This window comes from Streptomyces oryzae, from assembly GCF_017676365.1.
Taxonomy (GTDB): Bacteria; Actinomycetota; Actinomycetes; order Streptomycetales; family Streptomycetaceae; genus Streptomyces; species Streptomyces oryzae.
On sequence record NZ_JADKMA010000224.1, the window covers coordinates 1 to 11,902 of the forward strand.

General features: G+C 69.5%; 11 protein-coding genes, 1 tRNA gene and 1 pseudogene. 5 read left to right on the forward strand and 8 right to left on the reverse strand.

Translation table 11 applies throughout. The features are described from left to right. On the forward strand, positions 1-506 hold a 506-nt coding region (locus ITI46_RS29950), incomplete at its 5' end, for an integrase core domain-containing protein (protein ID WP_209243065.1). Here the strand turns inward: ITI46_RS29950 and ITI46_RS29955 are convergent. The 5 genes from ITI46_RS29955 to ITI46_RS29975 form a co-directional block, all read right to left on the reverse strand. Then, positions 503-1,714 (reverse strand): RNA polymerase sigma factor, encoded by a 1,212-nt coding sequence (locus tag ITI46_RS29955; RefSeq protein WP_209243066.1) that lies wholly within the window; start codon positions 1,712-1,714, stop codon positions 503-505. The two genes, ITI46_RS29950 and ITI46_RS29955, sit on opposite strands and share 4 nt — an antisense overlap. Next, positions 1,711-2,130 carry a YciI family protein gene (locus ITI46_RS29960; protein ID WP_209243067.1) on the reverse strand — a complete coding sequence of 140 codons (420 nt, stop codon included), beginning with the start codon at positions 2,128-2,130 and terminating at the stop codon, positions 1,711-1,713. Before ITI46_RS29960 ends, ITI46_RS29955 begins: the two co-directional genes overlap by 4 nt. A 42-nt stretch (positions 2,131-2,172) precedes the next feature. Further along, entirely contained in the window at positions 2,173-2,934 is a 762-nt protein-coding gene (locus tag ITI46_RS29965; protein ID WP_209243068.1) for a nucleotidyltransferase family protein, read from the reverse strand. A 121-nt stretch (positions 2,935-3,055) separates the two neighbouring features. Beyond that, complete coding sequence (locus ITI46_RS29970; RefSeq protein ID WP_209243069.1) at positions 3,056-3,529, reverse strand: hypothetical protein; 474 nt, start codon at positions 3,527-3,529, stop codon at positions 3,056-3,058. A gap of 268 nt (positions 3,530-3,797) precedes the next feature. Further along, positions 3,798-4,922: an ABC transporter ATP-binding protein gene (locus ITI46_RS29975; protein WP_209243070.1), complete on the reverse strand. Its 1,125-nt coding sequence runs from the start codon at positions 4,920-4,922 to the stop codon at positions 3,798-3,800. A gap of 168 nt (positions 4,923-5,090) precedes the next feature. Between ITI46_RS29975 and ITI46_RS29980 the strand changes: the two genes are divergently transcribed. Together ITI46_RS29980 and ITI46_RS29985 are read left to right on the forward strand one after the other, a co-directional pair. Continuing rightward, positions 5,091-5,164 (forward strand) — tRNA-Thr (locus ITI46_RS29980). Positions 5,165-6,365: 1,201 nt separating this feature from the next. Further along, on the forward strand, positions 6,366-7,145 hold the full coding sequence (locus ITI46_RS29985) for a hypothetical protein (RefSeq protein ID WP_307808381.1): 780 nt from the start codon (positions 6,366-6,368) through the stop codon (positions 7,143-7,145). Here ITI46_RS29985 and mltG read toward each other — a convergent pair. Together mltG and ITI46_RS29995 are read right to left on the reverse strand one after the other, a co-directional pair. Beyond that, positions 7,142-7,936, reverse strand: coding sequence for an endolytic transglycosylase MltG (gene mltG / locus ITI46_RS29990; protein WP_209243072.1), 795 nt, complete (start codon positions 7,934-7,936; stop codon positions 7,142-7,144). The two genes, ITI46_RS29985 and mltG, sit on opposite strands and share 4 nt — an antisense overlap. A 48-nt stretch (positions 7,937-7,984) precedes the next feature. Beyond that, positions 7,985-8,986, reverse strand: a complete 1,002-nt coding sequence (locus tag ITI46_RS29995) for a zinc-binding dehydrogenase (RefSeq protein WP_209243073.1) — start codon at positions 8,984-8,986, stop codon at positions 7,985-7,987. 128 nt (positions 8,987-9,114) lie between these two features. Between ITI46_RS29995 and ITI46_RS30000 the strand changes: the two genes are divergently transcribed. Continuing rightward, positions 9,115-9,777, forward strand: a complete 663-nt coding sequence (locus tag ITI46_RS30000) for a pentapeptide repeat-containing protein (RefSeq protein ID WP_209243074.1) — start codon at positions 9,115-9,117, stop codon at positions 9,775-9,777. A 169-nt stretch (positions 9,778-9,946) separates the two neighbouring features. Continuing rightward, positions 9,947-11,257 (forward strand): annotated as a pseudogene (locus ITI46_RS30005) (glycoside hydrolase family 27 protein); the annotation flags it as partial. Between the two features lie 32 nt (positions 11,258-11,289). Here ITI46_RS30005 and ITI46_RS30010 read toward each other — a convergent pair. Continuing rightward, positions 11,290-11,817, reverse strand: a complete 528-nt coding sequence (locus ITI46_RS30010; protein WP_209243076.1) for a hypothetical protein — start codon at positions 11,815-11,817, stop codon at positions 11,290-11,292. Between the last annotated feature and the right edge of the window lie 85 nt (positions 11,818-11,902).

Consider the following 11,902-nt stretch of genomic DNA (forward strand, 5'->3'; position numbering starts at 1 on the left):
CCGGTGACCGCAACCGGCAGGCCACCACGCCCGCCCGCCGAAGCTGCAAGCCGGTGATCGGCTACAGCTACATCCACTCCGCGGTCGACGACCACTCCCGCCTCGCCTACAGCGAGGTCCTGCCCGACGAGCGCCAGCACACCGCCATCGCTTTCTGGCAACGGGCGAACGCGTTCTTCCGCACTCACGGCATCAACGTCGAACGAGTCCTGACCGACAACGGTGCCTGTTACAAATCCAAACTCTTCACCCAGAGCCTCACCAGCACCGGCATCTCCCACAAACGAATCCGGCCCTACCGGCCCCCGACCAACGGCAAAGTCGAACGCTTCAACCGCACCCTGCTCGACGAGTGGGCCTACATCCGCTCCTACACCTCGAACGACGAGCGCACCGAAGCCCTGACAGACTTCCTCCACACCTACAACCACCACCGCTGCCACACCGCACTCGACGGCCACCCACCCATCAGCCGCGTCAACAACGCTCCAGGTCAATACACCTAGTGGCGTCCGCGGGTGTTGAGGCGGGCGGCCTGGCGGGTCAGGTGGGTGCGTTCGGCGAGGTTGGGTGCCTTGTGGGCGGCCTCCGCGTACAGCCGGGCCGCCGTCGCCAGGTCGCCGTCCCGCTCGTGGAGGTAGGCCGCCACCGCGGTGTGGCGGGGCAGTGAGGCGTCCAGTTCGGCCAGTGCCGCGAGGCCGGCGCGCGGTCCGTCGGCCTCCCCTACGGCGACCGCGCGGTTGAGCCGTACGACCGGGCTGTCGGTCAGGCGCGTGAGCTCGTCGTACCACTCGACGATCTGCACCCAGTCCGTCTCCTCCGCGGTGGGCGCGTCGGCGTGGAGTGCCGCGATGGCGGCCTGGGCTTGGAACTCGCCCAGCCGGTCGCGGGCGAGTGCCCGCTGCAGGATGCCGATGCCCTCGGCGATCAACGCGGTGTCCCACCGGCCACGGTCCTGCTCGGCGAGCGGTACCAGGCTGCCGTCGGGCGCGGTGCGGGCGGCGCGCCGGGCATGGTGGAGCAGCATGAGGGCGAGCAGCCCGGCGACCTCGGGGTGGTCGATACGGGCCGCGAGCTCCCGGGTGAGCCGGATGGCCTCGGCGGCGAGGTCGACGTCGCCGGAGTAGCCCTCGTTGAAGACGAGGTAGAGGACGCGCAGCACGGTGGCGACATCGCCGGGCTGGTCGAACCTTCCCCGAGCTCTCGGCTTCTCCCCCAGCCTTCGGCCGGGAGGGGCCCCCAGAGCAGGGGATACCCCAACGTCGGAGACCGTGCGCTTGGCCCGGCTGATCCGCTGCGCCATGGTCGCCTCCGGCACCAGGTATGCCGCGGCGATCTGGCGGGTGGTCAGCCCGCCGACGGCGCGCAGGGTGAGCGCGACCGCCGACGCCGGGGTCAGCGACGGGTGGGCGCACAGGAAGTAGAGCTGGAGCGTGTCGTCGACCGCGGGCGCGGGCCCGGGTGCCGGCTCCTCTTCGACGCGTTCCTCACGCCGGCGGCGGGCGGCGTCGGCGCGCGTCGCGTCGAGGAACTTGCGCCAGGCGACGGTGATCAGCCAGCCCTTCGCATCGCGCGGCTGGTCGGCCGGCCAGACGCGCAGTGCCTCCACCAGCGCGTCCTGCACGGCGTCCTCGGCCGCCGCGAAGTCGGCTCCGCGGCGGACGAGGACGGTGAGCACGCTCGGGATGAGGCTCCTGAGCAGGACCTCGTTCATCGATGAGGGCACTCCGTGGTGCTGGGCTTCTCGGTCAGGAACGGGCGCAGCTCCAGCCACTCGTGGATCGGCTTGCCGTCCTTCCCCGGTGCGGCCGACAGCTCCCCGGCCAGCTCGACGGCGCGCTCGTGGCTGTCGACGTCGATGATCATCCAGCCGGCGATGAGGTCCTTGGTCTCCGCGAACGGTCCGTCGGTGACCGGCGGGCGCCCCTCACCGTCGTAGCGGACCCACTCGCCCTCGGGGGCGAGCGCCTTGCCGTCGACGAACTCGCCGGTCTTCTCCAGCCGGGCCGCGAAGTCGTTCATGTACTGCATATGTGCCGAGATCTCCTCCGGGCTCCACTGGTCCATCGGCACGTTATTGACCGGGTCCGGGGCGCCGCGGTAGTGCTTCAGCAGCAGGTACTTGGCCATCTGGTTTCTCCTCGGTACTGGTGCGACCCATTGTGGTCGCGTTCACCCCGGGGACGGAGCCGGACGCGGGTTCTCGACATCGCCGGACGACTTTTTTTGAGCGGTCAGTTCCTTGGCGGCCTCCCGCAGATCCTTGGCGGTGTCGATGGCCCGCCAGTACGAGCCCTGGGGGAGCGGGAAGCCGGCGAGGGCGCGCTCGCGGGCGAGCCGCGGGAAGGTGGTGCGCTCGTGGTCGCCGCGCTCGGGCAGCAGCTCGGTGAAGCGGGGCGAGAAGACATAGACGCCCGCGTTGATCAGATACGGGGAGGGCGGCGCCTCGATGAAGTCGAGGACGTGACCGAACTCGTCCGTCTCCACGGCGCCCCAGGGAATGCGCGGGCGGGCGAGAGCCAGCGTGGCGGTGGCGTCGCGCTCGGTGTGGAAAGCGGCCATCTCGCGCAACGAGAAGCGGGTCCAGATGTCGCCGTTCGTCGCGTACCACGGCTCGTCGGGGCGCGGCAGGGAGCGCGCAGCGAACTTCAGTCCGCCGCCGCGTCCCAGCGGCTCGCGCTCGATCACCGTCGTGACGTGGCAGGGGAGTTCGGCCTTGGCGAGCCACTCCTCGAGCACCTCGGCGAGGTGTCCGCAGGAGACGACTACGTCGGTGACGCCCTCCTCCGCGAGCCAGGCCAACTGGTGGCCGATGATCGGGACGCCCGTACCGGGGATCTCCACCATCGGCTTGGGACGGTCGTCGGTGTACGGCCGCAGCCGTGATCCCTGTCCACCGGCAAGGATCACGGCCTGGGTCGGGTGCTGGGTCATGTGCCGCAGCCTATGCGCGCCGGGCATGCGCGGGGCGTCGCACCCATACCTCGGGGCACCGTGCCCCGACTGCTCGGCCGGGCTGTTCCGGCGCGCGCTGTCTCAGCTCGGTCTGCTCAGCTCAGCTCAGCTGCGCGACACCGTAGGCGAACGACGTGTCACAGACGGGGCGCGAGAACCGCTGGGCGCGCTGGGCACCGTACTTGTGGACGGCGGCCTTGCCGAGCGCCCGGGCGATCGTGGCGCAGTGCCGGGCCAGGGACGGCTTACGGGTGATCGCGCGTTGGAGACCGTTCAGCGCCACTCCGGGGTCCTGCTCCTGGAGTTCGGCGATGAGCCGGTCGCGGAGTACGTCCTGCGGTGCCCGGCGCGACGCCGGTCCGGCCGGTGTCGAGGCGGTGCGCGCGGACGCCTTGTGCGCCGAGTTCGGTGCCGCGTTCTGAGCCGAGTTCTCCGCCGAGGAGGCGAGAACCGGCGAGTCCGCGGGCTCTGGCGCCCATGGGACATGGGTGACGGCGAGGGTCCCGGACAGAACGAGCACGACCGGGAGTACGAGGGCGAGGGATCGGCCGATACGGCGGGCTGCGTGGTTCACGCCCGCGATGGTAGCGAGCGGTAGTGATTTGGCGACATTTTGTCACCGTATCGAGCGACGGGAAAAGTGGGTTGTTCGAGAGGGGCCGCACGGAAGGGGGAACGGCGTGAACGCGGGAAAGGGCGTGAAGGCGAGAACGGCGCGAACGGGGCGAACAGGGCGAACGCGGCGAAGGCCGGGGACGACGAAGGGCCGCGGCGGGTGAACCGTCACGGCCCTTCGTCCTCTCATCTGTGCCCGTGTACCCGGCGGCAGACCGGCCGGTCGGTCAGTCGCTGAGGCGTTCGCCGGAGGAGGTGGAGAACACGTGGGTCTCGCCGCCCTGCGGCACCACGTGGATGGTGGTGCCCTTCTCCGGGACGGCGCGGCCCGGAACGCGGACCACCAGGTCGCACGTCTCGCCGCCGATCTCGGCGGTGCCGTAGACGTAGCCGTCGGCACCGAGCTCCTCGACGACGTTCACGGTGACGGGGACGCCGGCCTTCTCGTCCTTGGACAGGGCCTTGCCGTTGCCGTCCCCGTTCACGAGGTCGAAGTGCTCGGGGCGGACGCCGACCGTGACCGTCTTGTCACCCTTGTCCGAGGCGGCGGTGAGAGCCTCGCGCTCGACCGGCACCACGCTGTTGCCGAACTTGACGCCGCCGTCGGTGATCGGAACCTCGACCAGGTTCATGGCCGGGGAACCGATGAAGCCCGCGACGAAGAGGTTGGCGGGGCGGTCGTACATGTTGCGGGGGCTGTCGACCTGCTGGAGCAGACCGTCCTTGAGCACCGCCACGCGGTCGCCCATCGTCAGGGCCTCGACCTGGTCGTGGGTGACGTACACGGTGGTGATGCCGAGGCGGCGCTGGAGGCTCGCGATCTCGGTACGGGTCTGGACGCGGAGCTTGGCGTCGAGGTTCGAGAGCGGCTCGTCCATCAGGAAGACCTGCGGCTCACGGACGATGGCCCGGCCCATCGCGACCCGCTGCCGCTGACCGCCGGAGAGCGCTTTGGGCTTGCGGTCCAGGTACTTGGTCAGGTCGAGGATCTTGGCCGCGTCCTCGACCTTCTTGCGGATCTCGGTCTTCGGCACACCCGCGATCTTGAGCGCGAAGCCCATGTTGTCGGCCACGGTCATGTGCGGGTACAGCGCGTAGTTCTGGAAGACCATCGCGATGTCCCGGTCCTTCGGAGGAAGGTGGGTCACGTCGCGGTCACCGATGCGTATGTTGCCCTCGTTCACGTCCTCCAGCCCCGCGAGCATCCGCAGCGAGGTGGACTTACCGCAACCGGAGGGACCGACGAGAACGAGGAATTCCCCGTCCGCGATCTCGATGTCGAGCTTGTCGACGGCGGGGGTGTCGGCGCCGGGGTACACCCGGGTCGCCTGGTCGTAGGTGACCGTGGCCATTGTTCTCTTCTCCTTCACCGGCAGGTACGTGCCGGACGATCCGTCGTAAAGGGAGGTCTGGTCCACCGCGTGGACCTGGCGAGACGCTAGCCCCTCCCCGCGCTTTTGTCAGTAGCCCCAGACATCACGATCCGACTCCCGGGTACACTGCTCGAGCGACGACACCCCGCCGCCTTAGCTCAGCTGGTTAGAGCATCTGTCTTGTAAACAGAAGGTCGTCGGTTCGAATCCGACAGGCGGCTCCGCAGGTCAGAGGCCCGTCCCGGGGATCCGGGGCGGGCCTCTTCGGTTCGGTACAGGAGCGGGGTACAGCAGCCGAGGTGATTGCTGCGGCTACGCTGCGCGATCGTCCGCACAATGGTGCGGACCGCGCTCATCCCGGCGCATCCCCCTACCGGTCACCGTGGAGGCAGCCGGTACGCTCCGCTGCGGCCGCGAGCGGGCCGCGAGCGGCCATCCCCGTGGCAGGGGCAGGATCGGTACGGGGCCTCTGACCGGCCAGGGAATTCTTCGTGGGCCGGAGGATCTGGATTGTGTCAGCGCTTGGGCTTGTTGGGCTTGGACTTGCCGGTGCCGAGGCTTTTCACTCCCACAATTTGGCCGTTGCGCCTCACCAGCCCTAGTCCGGCGTTCTGTGGGCTCCGCCCTTTGGGAGCCGCCGTCCAGACCAAGCTTCTTGCATGCTGCGCCACCTCGTAGTTCTTGCCTACCGGAAATGTCCGGCCGGGGACCGTCCGCAGGCCGCCGTGGCGGGGTTCGGGAGCGGAGTTTTCGAGCCATTGGGCGACTGATCGGTCACTCCCGTACGTCTGGGAGTCGGCGACCGAGTCCCCGTACTGGGAGCGGCTGTCTCCGGTGCCTGTCACGCCGCTCCGTTGCGAGTACCTGTCGGATTGCCGGTCGTCGTACTGCGGGTGAGCGGCAGACTGTGAGGCGCTGTACTCCGAGCCGGTGTCAGGGGCCGGCCTTTCCCGCCGCGCCGTCTGCGCAGTGCCCAACGGTCGGACCCTTGGCACGTCGGCATAGGCGACTCGATTCGTCCTGGGGGTGACTGTGGAGCTGCTCCGCTCCGACCTGGCGTCATCGGTTGTGTAGGAGTAGCCGCTGCCTGCGCCACTCCACTGCGAACTTGCGTCTCGGGGCATTTCCGTCTCCCTTCCGCGGTTCCCCGCATCGGCGGCGGGGTTCCGAAGCACCACGGATGTGCCGCGTTGGGGGTTCAGTTGCAGGGGGGTGGTTTTCCGGTGGCGGTGGTGATGCCGGGGTGCGCCTGCTGGGGCGGGTGTGGTAGTCGTGACCGAAATGTGCTCGGTTTGTGTGCAACCCCGGCCCAGGTGGGCGGGTCTTGCCTGCAACAGTTCTGCGCGGTACGTGGGCGCAGGGCGTTGGAGCACAGGGAGAAGCACAGTGCGAGTCGCTGCCATACGTCGTACCGCCCTGGCCGTGTCCGCGGTCTGTGTCACGTTCACCGTCACTGCCTGTGGGGGTGACGGTGGTGAGGAGAACGACGGCAAGAAGGCGAAGGCCGTAGGGGAGTCGGCCGAGCCGGCGGCGAAGGCTCTCACGGCCGGGGAGCTGGAGAAGCTCGTCATCGCTCAAGGCGACGTCAAGGGGCGAGAGGTCAAGAAGCCGGGCAAGGGCGAAGCTTTCGAAGCCGGTGACCTCACGGTGGAAAAGGCCGCGTGCAAGCCCGTCGCCCAGGTGCTGTCCGCGCTGCCCGCGGGTAAGCCGGCGGCGAGTGCTCAGCGGCTCGTCGTCCACAAGTCGGAAAAGGCTGGCAAGGGTATTCCCCCGGTGGACGAGCTGGCGGATATGACGGATCAGGAAGTCGAGGACGCGACCCTCGATTCGCTCGACATCACCAAGACCCAGACCTCCCTGTGGTCCTATGACGCCGATGGCGCGCACCAGACTCTCGCCACCCTGCGGAAGGCGGCCAAGAAGTGCGCCGGGGGCTTCAGGATGACGATCGACGGGGAAAAGCAGCGCGTCACCGAAATCGCCGAGGAGAAGATGTCCGTCGGCGAGGAAGCCGTCGCCTGGACGGTCGGCACCAAGCAGGACGACACCGATGCCGACACCAAGGTCGTCGTCTTCCGGAAGGGCACCACGCTCGCCGGTTTCTCGTCCTTCAACATCGCGTCCATGACGCGGGGTGAGGCGTACGGGCAGCCCACCGCGGTGATCAACGCGCAAGCCGCCAAGCTGGCCAACGGCACCTAAGCGCCGTTGGCCTGTTCCGCGTTGAATTCCTCCACCCATTTCTTGTGCTGTTCGTAGTCGTCCGTGAAGCGGGTGTCGCCCGGTTTGACGGTGACGAAATAGAGCCAGTCGCCGGAGGCGGGATGCCGGGCGGCCTCGAGTGCGTCGGGGCCCGGGTTGTTGATGGGTGACGGTGGCAGGCCCTTGAACCGGTAGGTGTTGTAGGGGGAGTTGACCCGGGTGTCGGCGTGGCTGGTGTTGAGGGTGGAACGGTGAAGCGCGTAATTGATGGTCGAGTCCATCTGGAGCGGCATATCGCGCTTGAGGCGGTTCTGTATGACGCGGGAGACCTTGGCCATGTCCGCGGGGTTGTCCGCCTCGGCCTGGATGATGCTGGCGATGGTGAGGGTGTCGTAGCCGTGCGCGCCCGCTGTGGCGTCCTGCCGGGCGCGGGCCTTCTTGGTCATGGACTTCACCAGTGACGTCGGGGTCGTCTCGGGGCGCACCACATAGGTGGAGGGGTAGAGATAGCCCTCGGGGTTGCCCTTCGCCGACGCGGGCAGCTTGAGCTCGCCCTGGCGGGCGGCGCGTTTCGCGGCTTTCTCCGTCGTCCCTTCGGGTACGGACAGCGCGTCGTCGGCGGCCGCGTACACCTGCGAGGCGCGCCAGCCTTCCTGCACGGAGAGGGACGTGGTCTGCCACTCCCGCTGGAAGTGCTGGAACAGCAGCACGGCTGCCGTCACCACGGCCAAGGCGCACAGCAGCGTCACCCCGACGAGCCAGCGCTTCCGGTTCCCGTTCCTGGTGGTCATGGACAGAACGCTAGGCCAGCGCACCGGTCCGCCGCGCCCGAACGGTGGTTATGGGACCAGCACCACCTTTCCCGAGGTGGCCCGCGTCTCCAACGCACGGTGGGCGTCGGCCGCCTGAGCCAGCGGAAAGGTGTCCACCAGCGGCGTCAGTACCCCCTTGGCGGCCAGCGCCAGCGACTCGTCCTCCAGCTCCCGCTTGTGCTCCAGCATGAAGCCGGGGTTGAGGGGACGGACGGTGATGCCGCGGGACGCGAGTTCCTCGGGCGTGAGAGCTGCTACGGGTGGCGTCTGCCGCCCGGCGCCCGTCAGCAGCGTGGACGAACCGCCGTACGCGTAGTGCGTGCCCCCGGGGCCCACCAACTCCAGCGCCGTACGGGCGAGCGCGCCGCCGGGACCGTCGAAGAGGTGGCGTACGGGGTGTTCGCCGTACGCCGCGCGGATGCGGTCGGCCCAGTCGGGCTGCGTGTAGTCGACGGCGAGGTCGGCGCCCAGCTCCCGGACGGTGGCCGTCTTGGCGGGGCCGCCCGCAGCGCCGATGACGCGGGCCCCGCGCTCCTTGGCGTACTGCGTCAACAGTGCGCCCATGCCGCCGGCCGCGCTCAGTACGAGCACGGTGTCCTCGGCGCGTATCTCGGCTCCGCGCAGTACGCCCATCACGGTGCGCCCGGTGCCGATCATGGCGACGGCCTGCTGCGCGGAGAGCGGGTCGGGGACGGGCTGGAGGGTGGCGGCGTCGGCGACGGCCAGCTCGGCGTAACCGCCGGGGGCCGTGCCGAGATGCACGGTGACACGGCGGCCGAGCCAGTGTCGCGGGGTGCCCTCACCCAGCGCCTCGACGGTCCCGGCGACCTCGCGGCCGGGGATGGTGGGCAGCTCGGGGAGGGGGAGCGGACCGGCTTGCACCCCCGCGCGCAGTGAGGCGTCCAGCAGGTGCACGCCCGCCGCCTGGACGGCTATCCGCACCTGGCCGGGGCCCGGGAGGGGGTCGGGTACCTCTTCGTAGGTCAGATTCTCGGCGGGCCCGAAGGCGTGCAGGCGTACGGCGTGCATGGGCGTTTGCTCCCTGGGGACGGTTCCGGTTGGACGAGCCGGCTGCCCCAAGGCTCCGACTTGAAGTGCGGTTGAAGTCAACTGGCGGCAACGGCCGGGTGTCAGTGGCAGGGGGGCAGCATGAGCGCATGGCGAAATCGGGAGTACGCGAAGCGCGCCGCCCGGAGATCTCGCTGCCCGAGCTGCGGCCCTTCGCGGGGCGCGGGCTGGAGCCGGACGGTGACTACGACGGGGTGCGGTTCGAGGGGATCGACCTGAGCGGGACCGACGGGAGCGGGGCCACGTTTCTGGACGTGGGGATGTACCGGTGCGCGCTGGACGAGGCCCGGCTCGGACGGCTCAGAGTGCTGGACTCGGTGCTGGAGGGAGTCTGGGGGGTCGGTACGCAGCTGGCGGGGGCCGAGCTGCGCGATGTGGAGCTGCGGGACGCACGGCTGGGCGGCATCCAGCTGCACGGGGCGCGGCTGAACCGGGTGCTGGTGCGGGGCGGGAAGATCGACTTTCTGAATCTGCGTCAGGCGCGGCTGACCGATGTGACGTTCGAGGGCTGTGTGCTGAACGAGCCCGACTTCGGCGGTGCTTCGCTCGAACGGGTGGCGTTCCGCGACTGCGTACTGCGCCGTGCCGAGTTCAACCAGGTGCGGCTCACGGATGTGGACCTGCGCGGGGCGACGGAGCTGGACCTGGTCACGGGGGTGGACCGGCTGGCGGGCGCCACCATCAGTCCGGGGCAACTGCTGGAGCTGGCTCCGGCGTTCGCGGCGCAGATCGGGGTGCGGGTGGAGCCCTGAGGGGGAGCGCGCCGAGATATGTGCGAGGAACCGAACGGAAATAAACATTTGACGAAGGGGTTCCAACAAGGCTGAACAGAGTCTTACGGTGTGGCCGTCAACAGGGCTGCCCTGGCGTCCAGTTCGCGGCGCGCGGGGAGCAGTCTGCTGAGCCTCGAGGAGGACGGAAATGCGCCCCACCGTATTGCGCCGTGCCACCCGCCCGAGACTGACCGGAGCACTCGTCGCCGCGCTGCTGTGCGGGGCGGGCCTGGTCCCGCCCGCTGCCGCCGGCTCCGCGGTCGCTGCCGACCCCGCGTCGGCCGGCCACCCCGACGCCGCCACCCCGGCCTCGGCCTCGTCCCCGGCCTCGTCCTCGCCCTCGTCCCCGACCCCCGCGGCGCCGCCCGGTGACGATCTGGCCAAGACGCCGCCCATGGGGTTCAACAACTGGAACGCCACGCACTGCGGGCCCGAGTTCAACGAGGAGATGGTCAAGAAGACCGCCGACATCTTCGTGGAAAAGGGCCTCAAGGAGGCCGGGTACACCTACGTCAACCTCGACGACTGCTGGGCCGAGCCCGAGCGCGACGCCGCCGGCAAGCTCGTCCCCAACAAGGAGCGGTTCCCCGGCGGCATCAAGGCGCTCGCCGACTACGTACACGCCAAGGGGCTCAAGCTGGGCATCTACACCAGCGCGGGCACCCACACCTGCAACACCGAACCCGGGATGCCGGGCGCGCTCGGCCACGAGGAGAGCGACGCCCAGCAGTTCGCGGACTGGGGCGTGGACTACCTCAAGTACGACAACTGCAACAACGAAGGTGTCCCGGCCCAGGAGCGGTACCAGGCGATGCGGGACGCGCTGGACAAGACCGGCCGCGACATCGTGTACAGCATCTGCGAGTGGGGCGAGAACAAGCCGTGGGAGTGGGCCGGCGAGATGAGCCATCTGTGGCGCACCACCGGTGACATCGCCGACAACTGGGACAGCATGCTGGGCATCATGAAGCAGAACCTGCCGCTGGCGCAGTACGCGAGGCCCGGGGCCTGGAACGACCCGGACATGCTGGAGGTCGGCAACGGCGGTATGAGCGACACCGAGTACCGCACCCACTTCTCCATGTGGTCCGTGATGGCGGCCCCGCTGCTCATCGGCTCCGACCTGCGCAAGGCCGACGACAAGACGCTGGAGATCCTCGGCAACAAGGAGGTCATCGCCGTCGACCAGGACCCGCTCGGCAAGCAGGGCGAGGTCGTCTCGCAGCAGGACGGGCGCTGGGTGGTGGCCAAGGAGATGTCCGACGGCAGCCGCGCCGTCGCGCTCTTCAATGAGACCGGCCAGCAGCAGGAGATCTCCGTCGACGCCACCGACACCGGCTTGCCGCAGGCCGCTTCGTACGGCGTACGCGACCTGTGGAAGCACCAGGACAGCACCTCGACGGGGCGGCTGTCGGCGACCGTACCGGCGCACGGGACCGTGCTGCTGCGAGTGTCGGCGGGCGGCTGAGACGAAGAGGCCACGCGCCGGGCTCAGTCCGTCCGGGGAAAGCGGGCCGTCAGGCTCCAGATGACCGGGTTGCCGTCCAGGCCCTCGTGCATGTCGGTGAGGTCCGCGACGAGATCGTGCAGGAAGTCGCGGGCCTCCCGGCGCAGCTCGCGGTGGGAGAAACGGAGCGGGCCCTCGTCGTCCGCCGACCAGTCCGCGGTGATCTCCACCCAGCCGAACCGGCGGGTGAACCGCAGCATTTCGGCCGACTCGGTGAAGTCCAGCGTGGCCCGGTGCGGGCCGGGGGACCTGCTGCCTAGGGGCACCTCCCGGCCGGAGGCTGGGGGAGGGTCGCAGTCCAGCTCCTCGGCGATGTCGCACAGCGCCCACGCGAAGTCGAGCACCGGCACCCATCCCCAGGCTGTGGACAGCTCGCGGTCCTCGGCGGTGTCGGCCAGATAGACGTCGCCGCAGAAGAGATCGTGCCGCAGCGCGGGTACGTCAGCGCTGCGGTAGTCCGTCTGGGGCGGGTCGGGGAAGCGGTCGGAGAGGGCGTAGCCGATGTCGAGCACGGCGTGATCGTGTCACGGCGCCGCCGCTGGACGCGGCTCGGGCGGCGGACTGTCGGGGTGGCGCTCCCTCGGTGGGGAGCGCCAC

Bases quoted from the DNA above. Each gene is read 5' to 3' on its own strand.
- mltG (WP_209243072.1), bottom strand. From the start codon at position 7,936: ATGACCACCAGGAACGGGAACCGGAAGCGCTGGCTCGTCGGGGTGACG.
- ITI46_RS29995 (WP_209243073.1), bottom strand. From the start codon at position 8,986: ATGCACGCCGTACGCCTGCACGCCTTCGGGCCCGCCGAGAATCTGACC.
- ITI46_RS29955 (WP_209243066.1), bottom strand. From the start codon at position 1,714: ATGAACGAGGTCCTGCTCAGGAGCCTCATCCCGAGCGTGCTCACCGTC.
- ITI46_RS30000 (WP_209243074.1), top strand. From the start codon at position 9,115: ATGGCGAAATCGGGAGTACGCGAAGCGCGCCGCCCGGAGATCTCGCTG.
- ITI46_RS29960 (WP_209243067.1), bottom strand. From the start codon at position 2,130: ATGGCCAAGTACCTGCTGCTGAAGCACTACCGCGGCGCCCCGGACCCG.
- ITI46_RS29975 (WP_209243070.1), bottom strand. From the start codon at position 4,922: ATGGCCACGGTCACCTACGACCAGGCGACCCGGGTGTACCCCGGCGCC.
- ITI46_RS29965 (WP_209243068.1), bottom strand. From the start codon at position 2,934: ATGACCCAGCACCCGACCCAGGCCGTGATCCTTGCCGGTGGACAGGGA.